The organism is Salmonella sp. A29-2 (assembly GCF_020150755.1).
Classification (GTDB): Bacteria; Pseudomonadota; Gammaproteobacteria; order Enterobacterales; family Enterobacteriaceae; genus Salmonella; species Salmonella enterica.
Map to the genome: position 1 here is coordinate 3,560,341 of NZ_CP083731.1, position 25,858 is coordinate 3,586,198.

Genomic DNA, 25,858 nt, shown 5'->3' on the forward strand with positions numbered 1-25,858 from the left:
ACATATACACAATCCTATACACATTCAGTGTCGGATTCTACTGGATGGTTACGGACGGTGATGGACAAAAAAGCAATAAAATCTTTATAAATCAGTGTATTTATGGATGAATACGGACGTTTGAGGAACTTGAGATGGTGCCGATAATAGGAGTCGAACCTACGACCTTCGCATTACGAATGCGCTGCTCTACCAACTGAGCTATATCGGCCCTGAGAAGGGTGTGTTCACGCGGGTGAATCACGGGGTAGAAGGTTAAAACTAACCGGGCGGTGCGTCAATAGCCTTGCTACTCAACCGGCTATTTTTGCACCGCTCGTCATTAATTACGCACGAATCGTACCATCGCCAAAGCCGATCCACTTATAGGTGGTAAGCGCTTCAAGCCCCATCGGACCGCGGGCATGTAATTTCTGCGTGCTGACCGCCACTTCTGCGCCAAGCCCAAACTGCCCGCCGTCGGTAAAACGGGTAGAGGCGTTGACATAAACCGCAGCGGAATCCACTTCGTTCACGAAACGCGCAGCATTATGCATATCACACGTCAAAATCGCATCGGAGTGCTGAGTACCATGTTCGCGAATGTGGGCGATAGCGCCATCCATATTTTCGACCACCACAACGTTCAGATCCAGAGACAGAAACTCGTTATCCAGCTCTTCCGGTTTCAGCGGCACCAGTTTGGCAGGGCCATGCAGTACCTGCATGACGGTTTCATCCCCATGCAACGTCACGCCGCTCTCCGCCATCTGCTTGCTCAGCACAGGCAAAAAGCGTTCTGCGATGTCCTGATGCACCAGCAAGGTTTCCACCGTGTTACAGGTGCTCGGGCGCTGGGTTTTGGCGTTGACAATAATCTTCAGCGCCGGGGCGATGTCTGCGCTGCTATCAACAAAAATATGGCACACGCCAATCCCGCCGGTAATCACCGGAATGGTGGATTGCTCGCGGCACAGTTTATGCAAGCCTGCGCCGCCGCGCGGGATCAGCATATCGATGTACTTATCCATACGCAGCATTTCATTGACCAGCGAACGGTCCGGATTATCAATCGCCTGAACCGCCGCCTCCGGTAAACCGCAAGCTTTCAGCGCCTTCTGAATGACACGAACGGTTGCGGCATTCGTGCGATGCGTCTCTTTCCCACCGCGTAGAATCACCGCATTACCGGTTTTCAGACACAAAGAAGCCACATCAACGGTAACATTCGGACGCGCCTCATAGATAACGCCAACCACGCCCAACGGCACGCGGCGGCGCTCCAGACGTAGCCCGCTGTCCAGCAGACCGCCGTCGATCACCTGCCCGACCGGGTCGGCGAGATTACAGACCTGGCGCACATCGTCAGCAATCGCTTTCAGACGCGCAGGGGTCAGCGCCAGGCGGTCCAGCATCGCTTCGCTCAGGCCATTGGCTCGCGCCTGCTCAACATCTTGTACGTTCGCGCTGAGGATACTTTCCATTTGCGCTTCCAGTTCATCGGCTATTTTTTCCAGCACGCGATTTTTTTCGCCGCTGGAGAGCAGCGCCAGCTTATACGACGCCGCTTTAGCAGCAATGCCCATTTGTTCCAGCATATGCCTGTTCCTTATCGAGTAATCATGTCATCACGATGAACAGCGACCGGGCCATATTCATAGCCCAGAATCGCATCGATTTGTTGAGAGTGGTGACCGGCTATCCGCCGCAGAGCATCACTGTTATAACGGCTGACGCCATGAGCGATATCACGCCCTTGCAGGTTACAAATTCTGATGACCTCCCCCCGCGAGAAATTACCCGTCACGCTTTTGATGCCTTTTGGCAGAAGTGAACTGCCACGTTCCAGCATTGCCGCGGTCGCGCCTTCATCAACCGTAATTTCACCTGCCGGCGGCGCGCCGAAGATCCAACGTTTGCGGTTCTCCAGCGGCGAGGCTTGCGCATGAAAACGGGTGCCGACGGAAATCCCCTCCATCACATCGCCGATCACGCCCGGTTTACTGCCTGAGGCAATAATCGTATCAATACCCGCGCGACAGGCTACGTCTGCCGCCTGAAGCTTAGTGCTCATACCACCGGTTCCCAGCCCGGAAACGCTGTCTCCCGCGATAGAGCGCAGCGCATCGTCAACGCCATACACATCTTTGATAAGCTCCGCCTGCGGATTGCTACGCGGATCGGCGGTAAATAATCCTTGCTGATCGGTCAGCAGCAGCAGTTTATCCGCGCCTGCCAGGATCGCCGCCAGCGCGGAGAGGTTATCGTTATCGCCCACTTTAATTTCCGCTGTCGCAACGGCATCATTTTCATTGATAACCGGCACAATATGGTTATCCAGTAATGCACGCAGCGTATCGCGGGCGTTCAGAAAGCGCTCTCTGTCTTCCATATCCGCACGCGTCAACAGCATCTGCCCGATATGGATACCGTAAATTGAAAACAACTGCTCCCACAGTTGAATCAGACGGCTTTGCCCTACCGCAGCCAGAAGCTGTTTAGAGGCGATCGTTGCCGGCAGTTCCGGGTAGCCGAGATGTTCACGTCCGGCGGCAATCGCGCCAGAGGTAACAATAACAATACGATGTCCCGCGGCGTGTAGCTGCGCGCACTGGCGGACAAGTTCTACGATATGGGCACGGTTCAGGCGGCGCGATCCGCCTGTTAGCACGCTGGTGCCGAGTTTTACGACCAGCGTCTGGCTGTCACTCATGATTCTCTGCCGTTCAAAATAAGAAATAAAGACCAAATGAACGTTTTAGCAGGACTGGCTCCGGTTGCCAACAACCTGTACGCGTAGCGTGAAATTTTGTTGCGCAGGATCAGCAAGCGTAGCGGCGGAATTTGACCATTTTATTACCGCAACAATTAAACATATTTTTTTAAAAAAATTCTCACTTTGTCATAAATCTTTCATTACCGAACGTTAAAAACCTTCCTGTTTTTTACCGGGTCTCCCGACAAATCATAGCGCGTAATTAAAACAGGAATGGAAATGAATAAGAGCACTCTGGCAATAGTGGTGAGTATCATCGCATCAGCATCTGTTCACGCCGCCGAGGTTTACAATAAAAACGGTAATAAGCTTGATGTGTATGGAAAAGTTAAAGCCATGCACTATATGAGCGATTATGACAGCAAAGATGGCGATCAAAGCTACGTTCGTTTTGGTTTTAAAGGCGAAACGCAAATTAACGATCAATTGACCGGCTACGGGCGCTGGGAAGCTGAGTTTGCCGGTAATAAAGCCGAAAGTGATTCGTCCCAGCAAAAAACCCGCCTGGCCTTTGCTGGCCTGAAATTAAAAGATATCGGTTCTTTTGACTATGGACGTAACCTGGGCGCGCTGTACGATGTTGAAGCCTGGACGGATATGTTTCCCGAATTCGGCGGCGACTCTTCCGCTCAGACCGATAATTTTATGACTAAACGCGCCAGCGGGCTGGCGACTTACCGCAATACCGATTTCTTCGGCATCGTTGATGGACTGGATCTTACCTTACAGTATCAGGGGAAAAACGAAGATCGCGATGTGAAAAAGCAAAACGGCGACGGCTTCGGCACATCCGTGAGCTATGATTTCGGCGGCAGCGATTTTGCCGTCAGCGGCGCTTATACTCTCTCCGATCGCACCAGGGAGCAAAATCTGCAGCGCCGCGGTACGGGCGATAAAGCCGAAGCATGGGCTACGGGTGTAAAGTATGACGCGAATGATATTTATATTGCGACCTTCTATTCAGAAACCCGCAACATGACGCCAGTTTCCGGCGGATTTGCCAATAAAACCCAAAACTTCGAGGCAGTTATCCAGTATCAGTTTGATTTTGGTCTGCGTCCGTCATTAGGCTATGTGCTGTCAAAAGGCAAAGATATTGAGGGCGTCGGCAGTGAGGATTTGGTGAATTACATTGACGTTGGTGCAACCTATTATTTCAACAAAAATATGTCCGCGTTTGTAGATTACAAAATCAATCAGCTTGATAGCGATAACACGTTAGGCATTAATGACGATGATATTGTGGCAATAGGGTTGACCTACCAGTTCTGATAAGTCGCATTGTGCCTGATGGCGCTACGCCATCAGGCATGACAGCAGGGTTATGCCGACAGTTTTACCGGCTCGTCGTTGAAATCGTCAGACGGCTCCAGCGCCAGCTCCATAGAAATCAGCAGGTCGCGTAGCTTTTCATGAAACTCGCGTAGCGTGTATTCCAGTCGCTCCACCACTTCGGTTTCGTTAATCGGCACTGCGGTCCAGTTGCCCTCTTTATCAAACAAACCAAACTGATAACGATAAGTGAAGCGTTTCTCTTGTGCTTCCAGCTCCATCCACCAGCCCCAAAATTCACGCTTCTCTGGCGCGGGCTTCACGTTGACGCAAACTGCCAGGCAATCGAAAAAAAAACGATTGTCTTCACACTGCCCTTCCCGGATATAGGGGCCAAGCGCGGTAAATTTCTTGATCAATCTACTTTTCGGGTGTCCACTCGGTAACGTCATTGCGATCTCCTTTAATGAAGCAACTGTTTTACCAAATCAATAGAATTTATCAATCTATTAACACAATCTATGATTAATCCAGTCGGTAATTTCTTGCAGCGCGTGGTCAAAATTGCGGTACACCGGGTTAAAAGGGATCTCTATCAGCTTACCGTCTGAAGATGATGTTGTAATTAAGCGAGACTCTTCTTCCGGGCTGAAGGGATCGTTTTTCCAGAAGCCGGAAAGCATTGGCGTAGGACAACGTCTGCCCAGTAGCCCCTGTACTTTCAACGAATAGCGATTGAGCTCCACACGTAGCGCCTCATCCGAAGCATCATGCATACCCAGACGGCTGGCCAGAACATCCAGATACATCTCCGGCACCGTGCTCTGTCGTTGCGGATCGCTAAGTAGCGCATGGACCACCGGCCCCAGGCAAGCCACCGCTTTCAAACGCGGCGCTTCCAGATAGGCCAGACGCACCGCAACGTTGGCGCCAAAACGGAAACCAAACGCCGCAACACGGGTATGATCCACCCAGGGGACATTAGGAAGCGCTTTTAACACATGCTGGTGGAGCAAGCTGGAATCCTGGGTTAATTTCCACTTTGATGAAAATCCAACCGAAGGCATATCAAGCGTTAACATCGCGATACCGCGCGGCGCGAAATAGCGTTCATACAGGGTGTAATAGTCGGTTTGCATGGCGTCCAGGCCGCCGCACATGAGCACCGTCGGAAACGGACCATCCCCTTTCGGCATATGTAAAAACGCGGTGACAGGCGAACCGCCAGGAACGGCAAATTCCATTTCACGTAACGAGCCGGGCAACCGCTGCGCGGCCTCTTCATAGGCGCGATTCGCCAGCGCCTGCGCCTGCTCCGCCAGCTCATCGCCCTTCAAATGCGGGTAGGCGGCAATGTTATAGAGCGTTGAGGCATGAAGCCAGTAGCGTCCGCTGCGCATGGCGTCCTGTTCCTGACAGGCTTTCTGCTGCCAGTCCATCGCCTGCTTTGCCCACTCATAAATCCAGTTGCCGCCGCGGTAACCGATGACCGTATCGTATAAATCATCATCCGTTCGCTCTGCGTCGCTCATCACAATGCGCGCCTGCACATCAAGGATTTCTCGTGGGTCAACGCCGCGCCAAATCCACATCAGGCGGTTTATCATGCGATACCAGTGCGGAACGTTCTTACCGTCCAGCGCGGATTGCATGGGCGGCTGCGACCCACGATTGAACCGACGGACAAGGGTAGACGTTTCAGTATGTTTAAAGCGGGGTTTGAACAGGGTTTCGCTGAGGTTAGCCTGTGTCATTCGTGCAGCCTCCTTGGATACTCATAGAGGCTTATTGTAACCAATAAAACAGCGCCCGGCATTGCCGGGCGCTCTGAAAAACTGCTGATTAACGACCTGAAATCGGCGGTACAAATACCACACCCATATCCCAGGGCTGCTCAATCCAGGTGTTCTGAGGAATATCAATAACATAATCATCAACCAGCGGACGGCCCGCCGGTTTAGCGAAAATCGTGACGAAATGCGCTTTAGGGTACATTTCGCGAATCGCGACGGCGGTGCCGCCGGTATCGACCAGATCGTCGATGACGATAAAGCCTTCGCCGTCGCCTTCTGCACGTTTCAGCACTTTCAGTTCGCGCTGGTTATCGTGATCGTAGCTGGAGATGCATACGGTATCGACATGACGAATGCCCAATTCACGCGCCAGTAGTGCGCCCGGTACAAGGCCGCCACGACTTACGGCAATAATGCCTTTCCATTGTTCTGAAGGCATGAGGCGGCTCGCCAGTTTGCGTGCGTGAATCTGCAACATGTCCCAGGTGACGACGTATTTTTCGCTCATGTGAAGTGTCCCAGCCTGTTTATCTACGGCTTAAAAAGTGTTCGAGGGGGAAATAGTTGCGCGAGATTATAGAGACCTGACGCGCTAAAAACCAGTGTTTAGCGGAATCCACGCCTCTTTTTGTATGCTTTATACTACCCGCAGGCGGAGAAAGTGGTATTCTCAGTCGCATCTCGTAAGAGTTATCAATTCCGCTAACCCTGTGGCCTGTAAGAACGTTTTTCAGACCACCGCCAAGGAGACTTATCGTGTCTGAACTGTCTCAGTTATCACCACAACCTTTGTGGGATATTTTTGCCAAAATCTGTTCTATTCCTCACCCGTCCTATCACGAAGAGCAACTCGCGGAACATATTGTGAGTTGGGCCAAGGAGAAAGGCCTTTACGTGGATCGCGACCAGGTCGGTAATATTCTGATCCGTAAGCCCGCCACTGCAGGTATGGAAAATCGCAAGCCGGTCGTTTTACAGGCGCATCTGGATATGGTGCCGCAAAAAAATAGCGACACCGTTCACGACTTCACTACAGATCCTATCCAGCCTTACATTGATGGCGAATGGGTTAAAGCGCGCGGTACTACGCTCGGCGCCGACAATGGTATTGGAATGGCTTCTGCGTTAGCGGTACTGGCTGACGATAATGTCGTCCACGGCCCGCTGGAAGTGCTGCTGACCATGACCGAAGAAGCGGGCATGGATGGCGCGTTCGGCCTCCAGTCCGGCTGGTTGCAGGCCGACATCCTGATCAACACCGACTCTGAAGAAGAAGGTGAGATCTATATGGGCTGCGCAGGCGGCATCGATTTTACCTCTAATCTGCCGTTGACCCGTGAAGCTGTACCCGCAGGATTTGCATGCTTTAAGCTAACCCTGAAAGGCCTGAAAGGCGGCCACTCCGGTGGTGAAATTCACCTAGGCCTTGGCAATGCCAACAAATTGCTGGCGCGTTTTCTGGCCGGGCACGCAGAAGAACTGGATCTGCGTCTGATCGATTTCAACGGCGGCACGCTGCGTAACGCGATTCCGCGCGAAGCGTTCGCTACCCTCGCCGTTGCCGCAGACAACGTAGGCGCTCTGAAAACATTAGTGAACGCTTACCAGGATATTCTGAAAAACGAACTGGCGGAAAAAGAGAAAAACCTGACGCTGCAACTCAATGAGGTTGCCAGTGATAAAGCTGCATTGACCGCGCCGTCACGCGATACCTTTGTGCGCCTGCTGAACGCAACGCCGAACGGCGTGATCCGCAATTCAGACGTGGCGAAAGGCGTAGTGGAAACATCGCTGAACGTTGGCGTGGTCACAATGTCTGATGCGAATGTCGAAATTCACTGCCTGATTCGCTCTCTTATCGACAGCGGTAAAGATTATGTGGTGAGTATGCTGGATTCGCTGGGCAAGCTGGCTGGCGCGAAAACCGAAGCAAAAGGCAGCTATCCGGGCTGGCAGCCCGATGCGAACTCGCCGGTCATGCACCTGGTGCGGGAAACCTATCAGCGTCTGTTCAACAAGACACCGAACATCCAGATTATCCACGCCGGCCTGGAATGCGGTCTGTTTAAGAAACCCTATCCGGATATGGACATGGTTTCTATTGGGCCTACCATTACCGGACCTCACTCTCCGGATGAGCAGGTACATATCGAAAGCGTCGGCCACTACTGGACTCTGCTGACCGAATTGCTGAAAGCGATTCCTGCGAAGTAAGAAAGCGCTAAAATGCCCGTCCCATTTCTGGACGGGCTATCAATATGGAATATCGGGTATCCATTGCCAGATAAGCTCTCCTGGATGCGCTGAATAGCGCTGCGGCTACACGCGAATAGCCAGACAGCCCTATAACAGCGCTGGTAGCACCGAATTATTGTGGCGTAAACGCCATTCCTTTAAATATCCGTAGCGGATTGCCGCGCTCAATCTGATGATGGAACAGACGCCTTTCAGACTTCAACGCCGCACACTCATTTTGCCGTTGCTGTTCCAGCCGCCAGGCAATCAGCAGCCGGGCCAGACGCTTATTCGCATGTTGACTGCGCTCCGACTGAACCTTCACGCTAATCCCGCTCGCCAGGTGCGTGGCCCGCACTGCCGAGTCGGTTTTATTAACGTGCTGCCCACCCGGGCCGGAAGAGCGCAAAGTCTCGAAACGAATCTCATCAGACTGCATCTGTTCGTCGGCGGAAAAGCGCCCAATGCCGACGTACCAGTTTTTTCGCCCATGGTGCGGGCGATACGGGCTGGTACAAATCCACAGTAACGTGCCACACCAACGTTCACTGAAAGCCATAGCTTTTTCGCCGTCCAGCGAGACCAGCGCGGAACGCAGCGTGTCTGGTAATCGTCCCGGCTCCGTTTCAAGCCGTGTCAGCAATACCTTTTCTCTGGCGGCTTCTTTCGTCAGACAATCCAGCGCTTTTTTTACCGCCAGACAACACTCGTCCGGTCCCTGCGCAGAAGAAAGTTGCAGTAAGATCATGCGCTTTTCTCCCCTGAGGTTTTCAGCGTCAGCACCGGACGCAGGCAGGCAACCGGCGTAATCAGTCCGGCGTCTGCCAGACAATCCACCACGCTATCGATGGATTTATACGCCTGCGGCGCTTCCTCATAAATGAGCTGGCGATCGCGGCAAATCACCCGGCTACCCATCCCGGTACGGCAGAGCTGTCGCGGGGTAAATTTTGCCGATAACCGGTCTTTACACTCAGTACGCATCCATTTGCGTCCCGCGCCATGCGCCAGGGAGAAGAGGCTCTCCTCGCTGACGACGGGTTTCACCAGCCAGCTATAATCGCCGCGCGAGCCGGGGATAATCACCAGTCCCTGCCCATCTGGCGTAGCGCCTTTACGATGCAGCCACCCCGCCTCACCCGCGACAGTACAGGGTTCAACGAAGTTATGCGCCACATCCAGCCGCGGTTCGCCCTCAGCCTTGAGCTGTTGCAGTATCCGGCGGGCAATCAGCGCGCGATTACTGCGGGCAAATGCCAGCGCATCGTCATGTTCTGCAAGGTAGCGGCGCGCATCGTCGCTATCTTCCGGCAAACCGTTATGCGAAAACGCCTCCACATGACGACGCAGGATAGCTTGCCCCAGACCGCGTGAACCACTGTGTACCAGCAGTAATAACTGCGCTTTTTGCAACCCTGACAAAGCGAACAAATCAGCATCGACGATGCGATCGACCTGCTGCAGCTCGGCAAAATGATTGCCGCCGCCAATGGAACCCAGCGCAGAGCGCCACGAATGATGCTGCATTGCGGCGGGGACATTCTCCTCCAGCCACTGCGCGTCCGCCACGTCAGGCAGCGACGCCAGCCGCTTCTCCAGTTTATCGGCGTTATATTTACGCCCTAAAATATCCGTTTGCCATAACGCCATGCCGCAGCCGATATCGTTGCCGACCAGCGCCGGATAAAAGCGTCCACGCGAGAAAAAGGCTGCGCCAATAGGGTAGCCGCGCCCCGGATGCAGATCTGGCATCCCGATAACGCGTTTCATACCGGTTAACTTAGCCGTCGTATATAATTGTTGGATCGCGGAATCTTCGATCCACAGGTTATCTGATGCGATAGAAAATACCACATCTGATAAAGGACGAATATAATTGCCCATATACCATTCCATATATGAATTAAAAAATCAGGAAATGGCAGACTAATCCAGGGCAATAAAAGAAAATTAATCCTGGAAAGGTCTGCAAAGTGCGTTCAGAGAATAAAGTGTCATGATGAACCTCCTTTGCAGTTATTGAGAATGAGAAAACGTGGGTATAGTAATACTGAAATTTAGATGGCGCAATCGTAATAGTGATAAAAATTAATGGCCTGACTTATAACCCTAACACCAACTGTCGTTCCAACTGAGGGTCGAGCAGCGTTACGTGTAACCCCACCAGCCGTACGCCGCGCTCGCCGCGACGCTCGTCCCAGGTTTTAAGGGCGGTGGTAATTAAGTCTTCTTTATTTAATTGCGGCCAGACATGTTCCTGAGTGGTTTGCTGAAAATCATTAAATTTTAATTTAACGCCCTGTCGGGCAATCAGTAAATCGGGCTTCACTATAGCCAGACGACGCTCCAGTTCCGGATATAAATGTTCAATAATGGCCTCGCAGTCCGACCACTCATGAATATCCTCCGCCAGAGTACGCTCAACGCCTACCGATTTACGCAGCCTTTCGCTGTTAACATCACGCTCGTCAATACCCTGACTACGCTCCCATAATACCCGGCCAAATTTACCGAAGCGTTTGAGAAGCATCGCCAGATCGCACTGTTGAATATCCCCGCAGGTTCTTAACCCCATATTTTCCAGTTTGGCGGCGGAAACTTTCCCCACGCCTGGAATTTTGGCTAACGGCAACGTTTTAAGAAAGCCGGGTACATCGGCTGGCGTAATAACATATTGTCCGTTCGGTTTATTGAGATCGGAGGCGATCTTCGCCAGAAATTTCACTGGCGCAACGCCGGCGGAGGCGGTGAGTTGCAGTTCATTGAAAATAGTCTGACGAATCTCCCTGGCGATCAGCGTCGCCGATCCATAACAGTGCGGGCTGTCAGTCACATCCAGCCAGGCTTCATCCAGCGAGAGCGGTTCAATCAGTGAAGTGTAGCGGGAAAAGATGTCACGTACATGCCGCGAAGCCTCTTTATAGGCGACAAAGCGGCCAGGCAATAGGGTGAGGTGGGGGCACAGCTTTAGCGCCATGGCGGTCGGCATCGCGCTACGTACGCCAAACTGGCGCGCAGGATAGTTGGCGGTACTGATAACGCCTCTTCGCTCACGACTCCCGCCAATGGCAATGGGAATATCGCGTAACGCCGGATTATCACGCATCTCTACCGCGGCAAAAAAACAGTCCATATCAACATGTATGATTTTGCGCATCGCTCGCCCCCACAATACTGTTTAAGTGTACAGTATGTTTTATTGCGCGCAAAGAGACATTCGCGTTAAAAATGCGACATATTCGAAGGTATGACGACGAAAGCGGCGGGAAAATTGTAAACGTACACACGGGGACTTGCGAAAAACTGCCGTGGTGCTAATGTGAGCGCTCCAAATCCAGATTACTCCGATTTGGGGACTCTTTTGCCGTTCTGGCGTGTGTAACCGTTTTATCAAGGAACAAGCAGTATGCGTAAAATCGCATTTTTTCTTGCGATGCTTCTGATGCCGTGCGTCTCGTTTGCCGGTTTGCTGAGCAGCAGCAGCCCCGTCACGCCGGTCAGTAAAGAGTATAAGCAGCAGTTAATGGGCTCACCGGTCTATATTCAGATTTTTAAAGAAGAGCGCACCCTTGATCTCTACGTCAAAATGGGTGAGCAATACCAGTTGCTTGATAGCTACAAAATTTGCAACTATTCCGGCGGGTTAGGCCCGAAACGCCGTCAGGGCGATTTTAAAAGTCCGGAAGGGTTTTACAGCGTTCAGCGTAATCAACTCAAGCCAGACAGCCGTTTTTATAAGGCCATCAACATTGGTTTTCCAAATGCCTACGATCGCGCGCATGGCTATGATGGTAAATATCTGATGATTCACGGCGCCTGTGTTTCCGTCGGCTGCTATGCCATGACCGACAGCGGCATTGATGAGATTTTCCAGTTTGTCACCGCCGCGCTGGTCTTTGGTCAGCCGAGCGTGCAGGTGAGTATTTATCCGTTCCGGATGACCGACGCCAATATGCAGCGTCATAAATATTCATATTACAAAGATTTCTGGGCGCAGCTAAAACCCGGCTACGATTATTTTGAACAGACGCATAAGCCGCCAACTGTTTCTATCGTTGATGGACGTTACGTCGTGAGCAAACCGTTGAGTCACGAAGTCGTTCAGCCACAGCTGGCCTCAAATTATACGCTCTCCGAGGCAAAATAACGCCCATTCGCCTGGCATAATCTTTTGCCAGGTTTCATTCCCCGTTAGCGGCTGGGTAGCAATCACGGTAACCACGTCATTTGGCGTGGTCTGTGAGCTGAAATCAATTTCCATATCCTGATCCACCAGCGTGGCTACGCCAAACGGCGCCCGGCGAGTGATCCAGTGCAAATGGGTTGAGCAAAACGCCATCACATATCGCCCATCTGACAGCAGCATGTTAAAAACGCCTTTTTCACGTAATACCGTCGCCAGTGTCGCAATATATTTAAATACCGCTGTCATGTTGCCCGGCGTGCGGGGATAACGCTGCGTTAATTTATGCAATAGCCAGCAAAACGCTTTTTCGCTGTCGGTTTCCCCCACCGGACGAAAATTACCGGTTTCCAGCGACTTATAACCGTTGAGCTGACCGTTATGAGCATAAGTCCAGTTGCGTCCCCATAATTCCCGGGTAAAAGGGTGTGTATTTTCCAGCGCCACTTCACCGCGATTAGCCTGACGGATATGGGCGATAACCGAGCAGGACTTGATCGGGTAATTCTGTACCAGTTTCGCAATCGGCGAATGGTAGCTCGGTTGCGGATCTTTAAACGTGCGACAGCCCTTTCCTTCGTAAAAGGTAATTCCCCAGCCGTCTTTATGCGGCCCGGTTCCGCCGCCACGCTGCACCAGTCCGGTGAAGCTAAAGCAGATATCCGTCGGCACATTGGCGCTCATCCCAAGCAGTTCGCACATACATCACCTCCACTAACGCCTTAAGCGGGAAGGCGTAATTTTTACAGCCAATCAAAAGTCAAAATATCAAAGAAAACAATATGCTACACCCTAAATAATTCGAGTTGCAGGAAGGCGGTAAGGGAGGAAATCCCCAGGAGCATAGATAACTATGTGACTGGGGTTTCTGAGCGCAACCAACGCACCTGCAGCTTGAAGTATGACGGGTATAGTTATTTAACCATCTCTTTTTCGATCAACTGAATCAAAATATGAATCACTTTGATATGAATTTCCTGAATACGATCGGCATAACCGAAGTGCGGTACGCGAATTTCAATATCCGCCGTTCCCGCCATTTTGCCGCCGTCTTTACCGGTCAACGTGATCACTTTCATGCCTTTTTCACGGGCCGCGGCAATCGCTTTAATCACGTTACCAGAGTTACCCGACGTCGAGATCCCTAACAGGACATCGCCTTCGCGCCCTACCGCCTCAACGTAACGAGAGAAAATATAGTCATAGCCAAAATCATTACTGACGCAGGATATATGGCTAACATCAGAAATCGCAATTGCCGGGTAGCCCGGACGATTTTCACGATAACGACCTGTCAGCTCTTCAGCAAAGTGCATCGCATCGCAATGGGAGCCGCCGTTACCGCAGGAAAGTACCTTACCACCCGCTTTAAAACTGTCAGCCAACAGGACCGCCGCGCGCTGAATGGCGTGAATATTGGCGTCATCTTTTAAAAAATTAGCCAGCGTTTCCGCCGCTTCGTTCAGTTCGTTACGAATAAGATCCTGGTACATGAGGATATCCTTCAGCATGAATGTAAATGACAGTATGCAGTGTACCGGATAGCAGTACAGGCGAGAAGCATAAGCCGAATTAACGCCTCACGCTTTTGATTTTTCGTGCCCCCAAAAACGGCAACAATGTGAGCTTTGTTGTAATTATTTTGTAAACACATTGCTAAAAAATTTTACATCCACTACAACCTAATCATCACAAGTGGTCAGACCTCCTACAAGCAAGGGAGCTTTTCGTTATGATGATTTTGAGTATTATCGCTACGGTTGTTCTGCTCGGCGCATTGTTCTATCACCGCGTGAGTTTATTTCTCAGCAGCCTGATTCTGCTCGCCTGGACCGCCGCACTTGGCGTCGCTGGCCTGTGGTCCATCTGGCTGTTGGTTCCTCTGGCCATTATCCTCGTGCCGTTTAACCTCACACCGATGCGAAAATCAATGATTTCCGCACCGGTGTTCCGCGGCTTCCGTAAGGTCATGCCGCCGATGTCGCGCACTGAGAAAGAAGCGATTGATGCCGGTACAACCTGGTGGGAAGGCGATCTGTTCCAGGGCAAGCCTGACTGGAAAAAACTGCACAACTATCCACAACCGCAACTCACTGCCGAAGAGCAAGCGTTTCTCGACGGCCCGGTAGAAGAAGCGTGCCGGATGGCGAACGATTTCCAGATTACCCATGAACTGGCGGATCTGCCGCCGGAACTGTGGGCTTACCTGAAAGAGCATCGTTTTTTTGCGATGATCATTAAAAAAGAGTATGGCGGGCTGGAGTTCTCCGCTTATGCGCAGTCCCGTGTACTGCAAAAACTGTCCGGCGTCTCCGGGATTCTGGCTATCACCGTCGGCGTTCCAAACTCACTCGGCCCTGGCGAGTTGTTGCAGCACTATGGTACGGAAGAGCAGAAGAATCACTATCTGCCGCGACTGGCGCGCGGCCAGGAGATTCCCTGCTTTGCGCTGACCAGCCCGGAAGCAGGTTCTGATGCAGGCGCCATTCCGGATACCGGCGTGGTTTGTATGGGCGAATGGCAGGGCCAGCAGGTGCTGGGTATGCGCCTGACCTGGAACAAGCGTTACATTACGCTGGCGCCGATAGCTACCGTGTTGGGCCTGGCGTTTAAGCTTTCCGATCCGGATAGATTGTTAGGCGGAGAAGAAGAGCTGGGTATTACCTGCGCCCTGATCCCCACCTCAACGCCGGGTGTGGAAATTGGTCGTCGTCACTTCCCGCTTAACGTTCCGTTCCAGAATGGCCCAACCCGCGGTAACGATATTTTCGTGCCTATTGATTATATTATCGGCGGCCCCAAAATGGCCGGACAGGGCTGGCGTATGCTGGTGGAATGTTTGTCGGTAGGACGCGGTATTACCCTGCCGTCCAACTCCACTGGCGGGGTGAAATCCGTCGCGCTGGCAACCGGCGCCTATGCTCACATTCGTCGTCAGTTCAAAATTTCTATCGGCAAGATGGAAGGTATTGAAGAACCGCTGGCGCGTATTGCAGGTAACGCTTATGTGATGGATGCCGCCGCATCGTTAATCACCTACGGCATTATGCTGGGTGAAAAACCGGCGGTACTGTCGGCTATCGTGAAGTACCACTGCACCCACCGCGGCCAGCAGTCCATTATCGACGCGATGGATATCACTGGGGGTAAAGGCATTATGCTGGGCGAGAGCAACTTCCTGGCGCGTGCTTACCAGGGCGCGCCTATCGCGATTACCGTGGAAGGCGCGAATATCCTGACCCGTAGCATGATGATCTTTGGTCAGGGCGCCATTCGCTGCCATCCTTATGTACTGGAAGAGATGGCCGCAGCGCAGAATAATGATGTGAATGCCTTTGATAAGCTGTTGTTTAAACATATCGGCCATGTCGGCAGCAATACCGTCCGCAGTTTCTGGCTTGGCCTGACCCGCGGATTAACGAGCCATACGCCAACCGGCGACGCCACGAAGCGTTATTACCAGCATCTGAACCGACTGAGCGCAAACCTGGCGCTGCTGTCTGACGTGTCAATGGCGGTACTGGGCGGCAGCCTGAAACGCCGCGAGCGTATCTCCGCGCGTCTGGGCGATGTGTTGAGTCAGCTTTATCTGGCCTCAGCCGTACTGAAGCGTTACGACGACGAAGGTCGCCACGAAGCCGACCTGCCGCTGGTGCACTGGGGCGTACAGGATGCGCTGTATCGTGCTGAACAAGCGATGGACGATCTGCTGCAGAACTTCCCGAACCGCGTCGTGGCCGGATTGCTCACCGCGATGATCTTCCCGACTGGCCGTCATTATCTGGCGCCGTCTGATAAGCTGGATCACGCCGTGGCGAAGATCCTGCAAGTGCCGAACGCCACACGTTCACGCATTGGGCGCGGCCAGTATCTGACACCCGCCGAACATAATCCGGTCGGTTTACTGGAAGAAGCGCTGCGTGATGTCATCGCTGCCGACCCTATCCACCAGCGCATCTGCAAAGAACTGGGTAAAAATCTGCCGTTTACTCGTCTGGATGAACTGGCGCGCAATGCGCTGGCGAAAGGGCTTATAGATAAAGATGAAGCCGCCATTCTGGCGAAAGCGGAAGAGAGCCGCCTGCGCAGTATCAACGTTGATGATTTTGAACCTGAAGCGCTGGCGACCAAACCGGTAAAGCTGCCGGAGAAAGTGCGTAAAGTCGAAGCCGCATAATCAGTCTCGCGTCTTTCCTGCCCCGCTTTCGCGGGGCTTTTTCTTGCCGCTTTTTTATTATTGCTCATGCTACAGTGTAAAGACGCTGTTCAATGAGGAGCTCCGATCGTGTCTGGTTTGAAAATTACTCTGTTGCAACAACCTTTAGTCTGGATGGACGGCCCGGCAAACCTGCGTCATTTTGACAGACAGCTAGAGCTCGTATCTGGCCGGGATGTGATTGTTCTGCCTGAAATGTTTACCACCGGCTTCGCGATGGAGGCCGCTAATAACTCACTTTCGCAAGATAGCGTGATTACGTGGATGCAGGCCAAAGCCCGACAAACTGACGCTCTGATTGCCGGCAGCGCGGCGCTACAAACTGAGCGCGGCGCCGTAAATCGCTTCTTACTGGTTGAACCGGAAGGCAAGGTTCATCTCTATGATAAGCGCCATCTCTTTCGTATGGCGGATGAACATCAACATTATGCCGCAGGCGATAAACGCATCATCGTGCAGTGGCGCGGTTGGCGCATTCTGCCGCTGATCTGTTACGATCTGCGCTTTCCGATATGGTCACGCAACCGCAATGATTACGATCTGGCGCTGTATGTAGCGAACTGGCCCGCGCCGCGCTCGCTACACTGGCAAACATTACTGACGGCGCGCGCTATTGAAAATCAGGCTTATGTCGCAGGCTGCAACCGGGTTGGCACCGATGGTAACGGGCTACATTATCGCGGCGATAGCCGGATCATTAATCCCCAGGGCGACATTATCGCCACCGCCGAACCACACCAGGCGACACGTATCGATGCCGATCTTTCTCTCGTCGCCTTGCAGGACTATCGCGAAAAATTTCCAGCCTGGCGCGATGCCGATCCATTCACCTTGTAAGCAACCTGCCGCTCACCGCGGCGGGATTGTTTCACTCCGTAACTCTCCGTAAAACAAATTCGCGTGGCGTAATGTGGCAGGCAACGTATTCTGACTAAGAGCCTATCCCATTAGGGCTATTTTACTTGCCATTTTGGACCTGGGCAGTGCTCAAAATCCTCACGTACTACGTGTACGCTCCGGTTTTTGCGCGCTGTCCGTGTCCAAACTGGCTGCGCCAATAACGCCTACTGGGATAGGCTCTAAGATAATTGCTCGCCATTCGTGGGTAATAAGAACGGTTAATCACTCCCTTATCAGGATATCTTCATGAAAAACTTTGTACGCACAACTTTACTGGCAGCGACTCTGGCGGGCGTTTCTTTTGGCGCTTTCGCCACCGCTGTCCCCAATCCTCCCCTGCCCGCCCAGGATCCTATTGTCCAGCATCTGAAGCTGACAAACGATCAGATTACCCGGATCAAAAAACTTCACCAACAACTGGAAACCGACGTCAGTCAGATTTCTATGAAGGGAATTAAAGACGGTGCGCTGATAGAGGTGATTAAATCCGGTAAATGGGATGACGCCGCCGTAAAACAGCAGCTTGCAGCCTTCAGTAACATAGAACAACAGGCTCGCTATTATCGGGTTAAATATTATTTTGATTTAAGCAAAGTCTTAACACCAGAACAGCGTCAACAGGTACAACAAGATCTCGCCCAGGCACTTGAGTAAATATTTTTGCCCGTTATTCCTGGATAACGGGCTTTATCCAGGTCGGGTACAAATTCATCTTCATCTTTTTGTTACAGCATCGCTCTATCTAACACTACCCGTTACATAACGTAGAAGTGAAACCGTACGTGGGGCAATTTGGCGAGGAGATGGATTTCCATACCGACGATTATCGTATTGTTATTTAAAATTTTCATCTCATTTTTTACCCGCTTACAGAAAACCCAGCGTTACAATAGACCGTTTTTTGGGCTTCGTTTATGTAATCGTTATATCACACCCTATACCGTGAAACTTGTCTTTTAGCCCAATATTAAGGCAGGTTCTGAAATGAAAAACTTTTTCGCAGTCTGCATCATTCCCCTTGTGGTAGCCTGGTCCGCTACTGCATCAGCAAAAGAAGGGATCTATATCACCGGGAAAGCGGGGACATCCGTAGTCAATGTCTATGGAATCAACTCAACCTTCAGCCAGGATGAGATAGTTAATGGTCATGCAACGTTACCTGACCGTACCAAAGGCGTTTTTGGCGGCGGGGTTGCTATCGGTTATGACTTTTATGATCCATTCCAGCTTCCAGTACGTTTAGAACTGGATACCACTTTCAGAGGTGAGACGGATGCTAAAGGCGGGCAGGATATTATTGCATTTGGTGATCCAGTACACATAAATGTAAAAAATCAGGTCCGAATGACCACTTACATGGTTAATGGCTATTATGATTTTCACAATAGTACGGCATTTACTCCCTATATCAGCGCAGGCGTTGGCCTCGCTCATGTGAAGCTAAGTAATAACACCATTCCTGTTGGTTTTGGTATTAATGAAACTCTGTCTGCTTCAAAAAATAACTTTGCCTGGGGCGCAGGTATCGGTGCAAAATATGCTGTAACAGATAATATTATGATTGACGCCAGTTATAAATACATTAATGCTGGCAAAGTAAGCATTTCAAAAAATCACTATGCTGGTGATGAACATACCGCTTATGATGCAGACACAAAGGCTGCCTCCAATGACTTCATGCTCGGCATTACTTACGCCTTTTAAACACTATCGGTAAAATAGCTGGTCCTGTGGGTTCCCGAAGGCGCAATGGAGGATATCAGTAATGAATACTCCTGCGCCTTCAGAAAATCGTTGAACAGGTGCAACCTGGCGCCATTTTTCAGTACACTGCAACGTTTCTGGTATGGGCTTAACTTCCGGCTGCCCAAAAACAGCCCCGTCCTGTTGTATGATCTCTAAATGTGAATGGCACGATTATGCGAGATACTTACAAGTGTCTGGTATGAAGATATACTGCGAACGCCGATGTAAACGGCGCGCGTAACATTTTAGAGCGGGACACGCCGTGCTTGCCTGTGGAAGGAGCGTGCAGTCAGGCAGCCCGTTGGAGCAGGAACCCACGCCCTTCAGGACGTGGAGGATGTCAATGCACAAGAATTGGGGAATCTTTAGCAGAATTTATTATCTCTACAGTAGCATCTCTCTTGTTCCCGTCATAAATAACCCAATGCCTCCAGAGCTGAAACCGCCTTCAGCATGAGCACTGGCTGCAAATAACACCAAATAAAATAATAATATAACAACTACCGAGACAAAAAACACCTCTCTAAAGTATTTAGAATTCATACAGTCAGCTCATTTAAATTTAACGTCACATGCAACCATGCATGCGTAAAACAAGAACCACACTCATATTAATAATGATTAGTAATGTGAGCGTGCGTATAAAGAGATACAGATGTATATTCCTTAATGTAACGGAACATCATCAATGCAAATAGCAACCATCGATATATTAAACTAAAATAATACATCTAGTGCATATATAAACCATTCGTATGGTGGCTGTAATAAAATTGTTGATAAACGGTCACCCCCTAAAATTCCAGCCTCCCCACCGCACGAACAATGATGTTCTTTATATTTAATCGTAATAAAAAACAAAACAATAATTAAACAAAAAATAAATAAGATATTTTTGATTCAAATTTTCACTCCTTCTGTTATATACACCAAGTTTCATTTTTTTTATGATCCCGAAAGAAAAAACCGTCATATGACGATGGCCATTGCATTCCATACATGTAATCAACTTCGTTCTGGTACACGGCTCTCTGTTCTACATCATTTATATCCCCGACAAGAATCTTTTGGAACTTATGATAATGATAAACACTACTAATAAAATTAGGATCACGAGGCACTACGCAAGCCTGAAAAAAGAACCCAAGGTTTTTAATTTCACTGGAATAAGAATGTTTACCACAAAAATCAAACCAAACTTCCATACCATAATCTCTGCGACTCCTGATGTACTCGCTCAGAAATTTGTGGTTGTTATTAAAGTCAACAGAAACAGCAAATAACCCGACGCTATTTAATTTACTGATCCTTTCCATATGTATGAGCACAAATTCCCAGGGGATCCTGAGTATATATTTATTTAACCCATATTTATGGTTGAATAAATTAAATGACTTTTGTAACTCTTCAAAAAACATCAATGACTCAATTATGTGGTTTTCGCCTTCTTTCCAGAAGGGTTCAACGAAATAAATATCAGTAACATCATCTGTTTTAATGCGGTTTTTTGTTACATGCACGGGGTGATATTTAACCATGTGATATTCCGCTGTGTTATTCTGTGCCGCTTAATTTCACCACTGCTGATTAAAATCCTTGTTCAACAGCCGCAATCTGCCGTTGTTGTTCCGTAAGAAGGATAATAATGTATTAAATCAGTAAGTACACATCACACTTTCACACTGGCAGTTCGTTTGTTTCTTTTATTTGCTCAAGAACAAAGCTCGATGCAGATCCACTAATTGAAGAATTAGTTAATATTATTTTCTCATAAAAACTATAGTAATCGTTCATATCTGTAAATACTGTATGCATTAAATAATTAAATGATCCAGAAATTCGATAAAAGGCAATAACCTCAGGCATTGACTTTATTTTCTCAGAAATACTAGCGTATTGCTCCTCAGATATGTTAATCATAATAAAGACATTAAGTGAAAGACCTAGTTTTTCTTTATCCAATAAAGCGAACTGACCAATGATAACCCCCCTGTCTTTAAGTTTTTTTAAACGTTTGAAACATGGTGTGGGCGTAAGTCCCACTTTATATGCAAGTTGCCATAAAGTTTGCGCACAATCTTTTTGGATTTCTTTCAATAATTCTTTATCTTTATCATCTAAATACTCAGTCATAGGAAAGCAGAACCTCACGCATTGATTTTCATAAGTGAATAGATTTTCTTTATTAAATAAAGCAAATATATAAAGAGAACTCTGATTTAAAAAACCATATAAGAAAGATATCAATAAAATAAATAATTACTGTCAGGGGGTTTGTGTTCCCATCAGCATTGTCACTGTCAGCGTTCCCTGATACTCACCAGAACGCTTCTCCCTGATGTTAAAGGGTTGTGTTGTCAGGGTAAGGGGCACTGGCACACAACGTACCGCCTGCCGTTGCCCGGGAAGTAGCACCGGACGCGTTGCTGCTTTATCCACGTTATCCAGACTGAACTCCACGCCACGGGTGACAGGAATACTTCGTCCCCCATAATTCATACTGACCGCATAATCAATCGTATCAGCAGAATCGCTCTTTATAACCTGAAATCCCGTACCTGACTTATTGCTTCCTTCTATCTTCATCTGTAATGAACGGGCTTTCACACCTCCGTCATACAGACACATATCCAGATTAGCCCTGCCCGACATTTGTGAGGCATTCAGCCGGTGAAGATTCAGGTCAACACGAGGGGTTGCAGTACCAAACTGCGGAAAGTAAATAGCCGCATTTTCTGCAAAGTGGTCTGTTACATTCAGCGTGATATCTGTAGTTGATGTGCCTAAAGGATCGTCTCCGCCCCATTGTAAATAATCCAGGACTAACGTTGCTTTCCATGTTCCGCTTGTAGGTATCTTCGCAAGCTCTTCTGAAGGTATCCTAAGTTTCAGCGACCTACCCCATTGACATGCAGCAGCGTTCATGTTCACGACACCAGTATAACAGGCATTACGAACACTGCCGAGCAGTATGAGCGTGATTTCAGCATGGCTGATTTGTTCTCTGAAACGCAGACGAATTTTTGAATAAGCTCCAAAAGCATACCACCATACCAAATGTGTTTCTTCACACGCCCCCTCATTTTCATTCCTGTTTGAACGACATACCCATCCCCCCAACACATTTGCTACACTCCATTCTTGGGACCAGACAGGAGTGATGACCGGTACATTGTTCTTGTCGTAATTCAGGTCGACGGTAATCGCATCGGCGACTTGTGGCAGTGTAGCGCCAGCCATCAGCAGGATGGCAATTATCCTTGCTGGATAAACATATTTTCGGATGAAATTAATAATTGCTGACCAATAGGCTGTCATACTCGTCCACTTCATTTTATTACTCATAGTTAACGCTTTTATCTCTACGTCATGCTTCCTGAACGGAATGGCGCAGCAAACCTGCCACGTTCAGCAAACGGATGACCCGCGGCGATATTTGCAACGCCTGTGGCAGGGCATCCACGTCACTTAATTCACACCGCACATCACCCACTACCTGCATAACATCCCGACGTTTATGTACTGACATCGGACAACGCAGGATCCTGTTTTTTGACAGCAGCCACAGGCTGGATTCTTTATGCTCGCTCTGCAGGCTAAATCGCCCGGAAGGTCCCAACGACAAAAATGGATGGTTCAGTGGCTGTGCGTCCAGCAGCGGTCTGCCATCCTTGTCCAGTACGCGGCCAACGTACAGTCGGCTCATACTGGCGCTGATGTTGTGAACCAGCAGATGCCCGGGTGTCAGGAAGTAACGCCTGCTTCCCCCTCCCGCTTTTACGCCTGCCATACCCTGTGAACTAACCCCTGCATCCTCAATGGTCACCTCCGTGGCGTTATAGCCTTCCATCAGCAACAGCGACTGCTGACCAAAACCGAGACTGAACGGCTGGCTGCTGCCACGAACGCTGACTACTTTCCCGCTACTGCCCTCGTCCCCCTCTGACTCCACGTTCACCGCCATGCCAGAGGCCGGTTCACCGTCCTGACCACCTCCCCAGAACAGTCCATTACGGGATAACGCCAGAGACGAGCTGTAGCCAGCGGTGAGTGAACTGGCGCTGCCCGCATTACGTTGATGGGAGTTACTGATAGTGGCGCTCAGTTCACCCATACGGCCGCTCATGCGTCCGCCGAGACTCCCGCTCCAGCTGTCGTCGTTATAACCGGAGAAACCCACCGACAGTTCACGATACAGATCCTGCTGCCAGGATCTCACATGGTTCACATTCCAGGACGTCTGTGTTTTTTGATTCCGGCTACTGTGAATATCGGTCCCGGCTGAGGTATACCCATTACTGCCAGTCATTGTCGGTGGTTGAGAGGCATATGACACACTGACACTCATAAACAAGCCATCATCATTCACTCCGTCATTTCGGGTTCGCCATACTCCCCCATGGGTATTAATATTCATGCCAGCCATATTAAGGCTGTACGTTGCACTAGCCTGAGCAGATTCGCGGTGAGAGGCAGGGATGTATGCCTGTCGCCAGAACACATTTTCTTTGTCACTGTTATCATCATATCCCCGGTAAACCGGCCGACCTTCTGTCCTGCTGGTACTGTATCCCAGTAGGGCATACCAGTTCCCCACCGGAACCGACAGGGAGGCGTTCATCGAAGTCTGGCAGGTCATACTGGCATGCACTGACTGTGGATGACGACCACTACAGGCATCACTTTCCGTATGGTTACGCCACAGACTCGCGGAAAATCCGTCGTTGTATGTCACCTGCTCAGTGTTACCGCTCGTGCTGTCTGTCCCATGCAGTATCCCGGCAGAAAGGTCCAGCGTGCCATCCAGCACTGCATGCTGTGAATTCAGTCGGGTTTCACTGTACCAGGCCTCATGTGCCAGAGAGATACCTTCGGTCAGACTGATATTTTTCCGCAGCCCAGTTCGGAATCCGGCAGCCATGACAGTCTCACCGTCATAATGGCTGGCTTTATCCCCGGTATCTTCCAGCCCGCTCTGAATAAACCACTGGGTCTGTGCACTGAAGCTATTGCCCCCCTTACTGAAGGGCTGGGTCTCCGTTCGCCGCAGAATCCCATCCTCATACACCCGCAACGCCAGAGGATAGCTTCCCGGTGGAAGAGAGTGAGTATCCAGGGTATGCATTCCCGGGGTCAGGAACTGACTCCCCAGCAACTCGCTGCCACGATAAATATCAATACGGGCATTTCGGGTAACCTGAACCATAACCGGAGTGGCATTCTGGTCCACCTCATGGTTAACATAAGCTTGGGTGGTCCCGGTTCGTAATCCATCAAACCGGCTCAGGGGAAGCAGACTGAACCCAAAATCCCCCCCCGTGGCGCTGGACAGATTCCGCTGATCCATCCGACCAGCCTGGAGATAATACTGATTGCCGAGATCCTGACGGACAAACAGATTGTCAAACCAGGCCTGACTGTTATTGTAATGTTCTGACTGATTCCAGATAGCCGCCCAGTTGCCTCCCAGATAACGACCGTCACCAAGCCCCAGGGCACCGCTACCATTCAGTGTCATATTACGACTGTGGAGATCATCACTCAGATACAGCGTCTGGCGGTGAATAAATGCGCTGACACCCTCCGGGGTCGGAGTCAGCCAGCGTTTATCACGTCGTTCTTCATCCGGCAACCAGTCCCGGTTAAGAAACAAAGATAACTGACCGTTGTTCTCATCAAAAATAACCGCAACATCCTCTTTATCTGTTGCCACGTAACCACACTCGCTGCTGTCTTTTGCTTCTGAGACACCACAGACCAGATTGCTGTTACGTAGCAACGGACGGCTGAGTGCAGCCAGCGCTTTTTGCCGTTCTGCGACCGGCAACGCGGCAAGCCCACTGCTTTCAAGTACCATCAATGGGGACATGAACTGCACGGTGTCCGGTTTAACCACCACCGGAAATAATCCCAGTGAATGCCCTGGTAGCAACACTTCAATTTGCTCAGTCTGTCCTTCCAGCAGAGATTCAAATCCAGGTGGGGGAATAAGATTTGCCTGGCTGGTAAAACTGCACAATCCCAGTAAATAATACATCCAGAAATAACGACTCACGTAAAGAGACCTGAATTGCAATGAATAATAAGATCAATACCGGATCCGGTTCAGGTACGAACGGTGACACCCCAAAACCGGATCAGATGAAGAGCTAATAACCGGTTATTAGCCGGCAGTGACAGCCTGTGAAATCACCAGACTGACCAATCCGCTGTATTCACCGGCAGGCAGGTTTTGTAAGGCTGCTCCAGCCTTCTGACCAATATCCAGGTTCAGCAGAGCTGAAGCATCGCCAGTTTTTCCGTCCGGGAACAGGGTTTTAGCTTCCAGTACAGAATTGGTGGTGGTCAGTGACCGTCCTCCCAGAGTCACTTCCATATCAATGGTTTTGGTGGGATCCAGGACGTTGATAAGTTGTGGAGCATTCAACAGTTTTACATCAACCGACTTGGTCTGATCGTTGCTGTAAAGGCGGGTCTGGAGTGATTTATGGACCAGGCCCTTACCCGGCATGAAATCCAGCTTCATAGTCGACGGGAGGGATGAACCATCGGCCTGCAGCAGTTCAAGTGTACTGTCAATATTGGCAGTGACGGTAATATCCTTCTGAACCGCAGAAACAGAAAAAGAATAAACGGTGGCCAATGCCACAGCTGCGGCAATAAAAGATGTTTTCATGTTCATAAAAAATAACCTTGCTTTGTTGTTTATTACAGTGATATATGTACACTCGGTATACATCCGCTCCCCCTGAGAATAA

Annotated in this window: 23 protein-coding genes, 1 tRNA gene and 1 pseudogene; 8 read left to right on the forward strand and 17 right to left on the reverse strand. The window is 50.2% G+C overall.

Features of this window, described 5'->3' with window-relative positions:
* Positions 1-135: 135 nt before the first annotated feature.
* The 3 genes from K8W53_RS17385 to proB form a co-directional block, all read right to left on the reverse strand.
* Positions 136-211 (reverse strand) — tRNA-Thr (locus K8W53_RS17385).
* A 115-nt stretch (positions 212-326) separates the two neighbouring features.
* Positions 327-1,577 carry a glutamate-5-semialdehyde dehydrogenase gene (proA, locus tag K8W53_RS17390; protein WP_023195644.1) on the reverse strand — a complete coding sequence of 417 codons (1,251 nt, stop codon included), beginning with the start codon at positions 1,575-1,577 and terminating at the stop codon, positions 327-329.
* Positions 1,578-1,588: 11 nt separating this feature from the next.
* Positions 1,589-2,692 carry a glutamate 5-kinase gene (proB, locus tag K8W53_RS17395; protein ID WP_001285275.1) on the reverse strand — a complete coding sequence of 368 codons (1,104 nt, stop codon included), beginning with the start codon at positions 2,690-2,692 and terminating at the stop codon, positions 1,589-1,591.
* A 282-nt stretch (positions 2,693-2,974) separates the two neighbouring features.
* Here proB and phoE point away from each other — a divergent pair, with 282 nt between their 5' ends.
* Positions 2,975-4,027, forward strand: a complete 1,053-nt coding sequence (gene phoE, locus K8W53_RS17400) for a phosphoporin PhoE (RefSeq protein WP_001043667.1) — start codon at positions 2,975-2,977, stop codon at positions 4,025-4,027.
* Positions 4,028-4,077: 50 nt separating this feature from the next.
* On the opposite strand, the gene crl is transcribed toward phoE, so the two are convergent.
* From crl to gpt, 3 genes are all read right to left on the reverse strand, one after another.
* Positions 4,078-4,479: a sigma factor-binding protein Crl gene (gene crl / locus K8W53_RS17405; RefSeq protein WP_000174693.1), complete on the reverse strand. Its 402-nt coding sequence runs from the start codon at positions 4,477-4,479 to the stop codon at positions 4,078-4,080.
* A 57-nt stretch (positions 4,480-4,536) separates the two neighbouring features.
* On the reverse strand, positions 4,537-5,781 hold the full coding sequence (frsA, locus tag K8W53_RS17410; RefSeq protein ID WP_000189586.1) for an esterase FrsA: 1,245 nt from the start codon (positions 5,779-5,781) through the stop codon (positions 4,537-4,539).
* An 88-nt stretch (positions 5,782-5,869) separates the two neighbouring features.
* The gene (gene gpt, locus K8W53_RS17415; protein WP_001292018.1) at positions 5,870-6,328 is read right to left on the reverse strand and encodes a xanthine phosphoribosyltransferase; all 459 of its coding nucleotides are present in this window, start codon (positions 6,326-6,328) and stop codon (positions 5,870-5,872) included.
* A gap of 248 nt (positions 6,329-6,576) precedes the next feature.
* Between gpt and pepD the strand changes: the two genes are divergently transcribed.
* On the forward strand, positions 6,577-8,034 hold the full coding sequence (gene pepD, locus K8W53_RS17420; RefSeq protein ID WP_001292977.1) for a cytosol nonspecific dipeptidase: 1,458 nt from the start codon (positions 6,577-6,579) through the stop codon (positions 8,032-8,034).
* Between the two features lie 154 nt (positions 8,035-8,188).
* Here pepD and prfH read toward each other — a convergent pair whose 3' ends face one another.
* The 3 genes from prfH to dinB all read right to left on the reverse strand — a co-directional run bounded on the left by prfH (position 8,189) and on the right by dinB (position 11,212).
* Positions 8,189-8,803, reverse strand: coding sequence for a peptide chain release factor H (prfH, locus tag K8W53_RS17425; protein ID WP_023205551.1), 615 nt, complete (start codon positions 8,801-8,803; stop codon positions 8,189-8,191).
* Positions 8,800-9,939 (reverse strand): RNA ligase RtcB family protein, encoded by a 1,140-nt coding sequence (locus tag K8W53_RS17430; RefSeq protein WP_023223991.1) that lies wholly within the window; start codon positions 9,937-9,939, stop codon positions 8,800-8,802. Before K8W53_RS17430 ends, prfH begins: the two co-directional genes overlap by 4 nt.
* Before the next feature lie 217 nt (positions 9,940-10,156).
* Complete coding sequence (gene dinB, locus K8W53_RS17435) at positions 10,157-11,212, reverse strand: DNA polymerase IV (protein WP_023223990.1); 1,056 nt, start codon at positions 11,210-11,212, stop codon at positions 10,157-10,159.
* Positions 11,213-11,461: 249 nt separating this feature from the next.
* Here dinB and dpaA point away from each other — a divergent pair, with 249 nt between their 5' ends.
* Positions 11,462-12,202: a peptidoglycan meso-diaminopimelic acid protein amidase gene (dpaA, locus tag K8W53_RS17440; RefSeq protein WP_001225658.1), complete on the forward strand. Its 741-nt coding sequence runs from the start codon at positions 11,462-11,464 to the stop codon at positions 12,200-12,202.
* On the opposite strand, the gene K8W53_RS17445 is transcribed toward dpaA, so the two are convergent.
* Positions 12,173-12,940: a class II glutamine amidotransferase gene (locus tag K8W53_RS17445; protein WP_000333387.1), complete on the reverse strand. Its 768-nt coding sequence runs from the start codon at positions 12,938-12,940 to the stop codon at positions 12,173-12,175. The genes dpaA and K8W53_RS17445 overlap by 30 nt on opposite strands.
* Positions 12,941-13,152: 212 nt before the next feature.
* Positions 13,153-13,731, reverse strand: a complete 579-nt coding sequence (gene lpcA, locus K8W53_RS17450; RefSeq protein WP_000284051.1) for a D-sedoheptulose 7-phosphate isomerase — start codon at positions 13,729-13,731, stop codon at positions 13,153-13,155.
* Between the two features lie 239 nt (positions 13,732-13,970).
* On the opposite strand from lpcA, the gene fadE reads away from it, so the two are divergent.
* The 4 genes from fadE to pagN all read left to right on the forward strand — a co-directional run bounded on the left by fadE (position 13,971) and on the right by pagN (position 19,058).
* Positions 13,971-16,415 (forward strand): acyl-CoA dehydrogenase FadE, encoded by a 2,445-nt coding sequence (fadE, locus tag K8W53_RS17455; RefSeq protein ID WP_000973041.1) that lies wholly within the window; start codon positions 13,971-13,973, stop codon positions 16,413-16,415.
* 108 nt (positions 16,416-16,523) lie between these two features.
* Positions 16,524-17,291, forward strand: coding sequence for an amidohydrolase (locus tag K8W53_RS17460; protein WP_000015789.1), 768 nt, complete (start codon positions 16,524-16,526; stop codon positions 17,289-17,291).
* 309 nt (positions 17,292-17,600) lie between these two features.
* A complete protein-coding gene (locus tag K8W53_RS17465; RefSeq protein WP_000788200.1) occupies positions 17,601-18,008 on the forward strand; it encodes a Spy/CpxP family protein refolding chaperone in 408 nt (135 codons plus the stop codon).
* A 330-nt stretch (positions 18,009-18,338) separates the two neighbouring features.
* Entirely contained in the window at positions 18,339-19,058 is a 720-nt protein-coding gene (pagN, locus tag K8W53_RS17470; protein ID WP_000787603.1) for an adhesin/invasin protein PagN, read from the forward strand.
* A 3-nt stretch (positions 19,059-19,061) separates the two neighbouring features.
* Here pagN and K8W53_RS17475 read toward each other — a convergent pair whose 3' ends face one another.
* Positions 19,062-19,250, reverse strand: a complete 189-nt coding sequence (locus K8W53_RS17475; protein ID WP_031603649.1) for a hypothetical protein — start codon at positions 19,248-19,250, stop codon at positions 19,062-19,064.
* Positions 19,251-19,306: 56 nt separating this feature from the next.
* Between K8W53_RS17475 and K8W53_RS17480 the strand changes: the two are divergent.
* Positions 19,307-19,419 (forward strand): annotated as a pseudogene (locus tag K8W53_RS17480) (hypothetical protein); the annotation flags it as partial.
* A 601-nt stretch (positions 19,420-20,020) separates the two neighbouring features.
* On the opposite strand, the gene tioA reads toward K8W53_RS17480, so the two are convergent.
* The 5 genes from tioA to tcfB all read right to left on the reverse strand — a co-directional run bounded on the left by tioA (position 20,021) and on the right by tcfB (position 25,839).
* A complete protein-coding gene (gene tioA / locus K8W53_RS17485; protein ID WP_000241747.1) occupies positions 20,021-20,638 on the reverse strand; it encodes a protein TioA in 618 nt (205 codons plus the stop codon).
* A 139-nt stretch (positions 20,639-20,777) separates the two neighbouring features.
* Positions 20,778-21,233 (reverse strand): Lrp/AsnC family transcriptional regulator TinR, encoded by a 456-nt coding sequence (tinR, locus tag K8W53_RS17490; protein WP_000141547.1) that lies wholly within the window; start codon positions 21,231-21,233, stop codon positions 20,778-20,780.
* A gap of 132 nt (positions 21,234-21,365) precedes the next feature.
* Positions 21,366-22,445, reverse strand: coding sequence for a fimbrial protein TcfD (gene tcfD, locus K8W53_RS17495; protein ID WP_000066479.1), 1,080 nt, complete (start codon positions 22,443-22,445; stop codon positions 21,366-21,368).
* Positions 22,446-22,467: 22 nt separating this feature from the next.
* A complete protein-coding gene (tcfC, locus tag K8W53_RS17500; RefSeq protein WP_052939571.1) occupies positions 22,468-25,155 on the reverse strand; it encodes a fimbrial outer membrane usher protein TcfC in 2,688 nt (895 codons plus the stop codon).
* A 108-nt stretch (positions 25,156-25,263) separates the two neighbouring features.
* Entirely contained in the window at positions 25,264-25,839 is a 576-nt protein-coding gene (tcfB, locus tag K8W53_RS17505) for a fimbrial protein TcfB (protein ID WP_023223987.1), read from the reverse strand.
* Positions 25,840-25,858 lie beyond the last annotated feature (19 nt).

Bases quoted from the DNA above. Each gene is read 5' to 3' on its own strand.
- proA (WP_023195644.1), bottom strand. From the start codon at position 1,577: ATGCTGGAACAAATGGGCATTGCTGCTAAAGCGGCGTCGTATAAGCTG.
- proB (WP_001285275.1), bottom strand. From the start codon at position 2,692: ATGAGTGACAGCCAGACGCTGGTCGTAAAACTCGGCACCAGCGTGCTA.
- phoE (WP_001043667.1), top strand. From the start codon at position 2,975: ATGAATAAGAGCACTCTGGCAATAGTGGTGAGTATCATCGCATCAGCA.
- crl (WP_000174693.1), bottom strand. From the start codon at position 4,479: ATGACGTTACCGAGTGGACACCCGAAAAGTAGATTGATCAAGAAATTT.
- frsA (WP_000189586.1), bottom strand. From the start codon at position 5,781: ATGACACAGGCTAACCTCAGCGAAACCCTGTTCAAACCCCGCTTTAAA.
- gpt (WP_001292018.1), bottom strand. From the start codon at position 6,328: ATGAGCGAAAAATACGTCGTCACCTGGGACATGTTGCAGATTCACGCA.
- prfH (WP_023205551.1), bottom strand. From the start codon at position 8,803: ATGATCTTACTGCAACTTTCTTCTGCGCAGGGACCGGACGAGTGTTGT.
- K8W53_RS17430 (WP_023223991.1), bottom strand. From the start codon at position 9,939: ATGGGCAATTATATTCGTCCTTTATCAGATGTGGTATTTTCTATCGCA.
- dinB (WP_023223990.1), bottom strand. From the start codon at position 11,212: ATGCGCAAAATCATACATGTTGATATGGACTGTTTTTTTGCCGCGGTA.
- dpaA (WP_001225658.1), top strand. From the start codon at position 11,462: ATGCGTAAAATCGCATTTTTTCTTGCGATGCTTCTGATGCCGTGCGTC.
- K8W53_RS17445 (WP_000333387.1), bottom strand. From the start codon at position 12,940: ATGTGCGAACTGCTTGGGATGAGCGCCAATGTGCCGACGGATATCTGC.
- lpcA (WP_000284051.1), bottom strand. From the start codon at position 13,731: ATGTACCAGGATCTTATTCGTAACGAACTGAACGAAGCGGCGGAAACG.
- fadE (WP_000973041.1), top strand. From the start codon at position 13,971: ATGATGATTTTGAGTATTATCGCTACGGTTGTTCTGCTCGGCGCATTG.
- K8W53_RS17465 (WP_000788200.1), top strand. From the start codon at position 17,601: ATGAAAAACTTTGTACGCACAACTTTACTGGCAGCGACTCTGGCGGGC.
- pagN (WP_000787603.1), top strand. From the start codon at position 18,339: ATGAAAAACTTTTTCGCAGTCTGCATCATTCCCCTTGTGGTAGCCTGG.
- tioA (WP_000241747.1), bottom strand. From the start codon at position 20,638: ATGGTTAAATATCACCCCGTGCATGTAACAAAAAACCGCATTAAAACA.
- tinR (WP_000141547.1), bottom strand. From the start codon at position 21,233: ATGACTGAGTATTTAGATGATAAAGATAAAGAATTATTGAAAGAAATC.
- tcfD (WP_000066479.1), bottom strand. From the start codon at position 22,445: ATGAGTAATAAAATGAAGTGGACGAGTATGACAGCCTATTGGTCAGCA.
- tcfB (WP_023223987.1), bottom strand. From the start codon at position 25,839: ATGTATACCGAGTGTACATATATCACTGTAATAAACAACAAAGCAAGG.